General features: G+C 37.7%; 1 protein-coding gene. It reads right to left on the bottom strand.

Features of this window, described 5'->3' with window-relative positions:
- A partial coding sequence (locus QSV46_RS39750; RefSeq protein WP_314964098.1) for an aromatic-ring-hydroxylating dioxygenase subunit beta occupies window positions 1-273 on the bottom strand: 273 nt, incomplete at both ends.

Below are 273 nucleotides of genomic sequence, written 5' to 3'. Positions count from 1 at the left end.
CACTTGGTTGATATAATCGTTTTTAAGCACAACATACTTACTTAAGATTTTGGGTTGTTCAGTTGAAAAGTCGATCACATAACATGACATGCCGAAATAGCTGTAGTTGGTTTTATAGCGGAAACTCAAAGTGTTCCAATTAAAACGTACCGTGACTTTGTCACCATCACGTTCCACAATCTCAATATTGGAAATATTATGGCTGGTACGGGTATCAGGTATGGTCGCAGATGAACGTTCTGTTTTAATCCGAAATACACGATCTTCTAAACC

The organism is Bradyrhizobium cosmicum, from assembly GCF_032290525.1.
In the GTDB taxonomy this organism is placed as follows: Bacteria; Pseudomonadota; Alphaproteobacteria; order Rhizobiales; family Xanthobacteraceae; genus Bradyrhizobium; species Bradyrhizobium cosmicum_A.
Note: the sequence above shows the minus strand (reverse complement) of the source record. Positions and strands in the feature narration are given on the sequence as shown.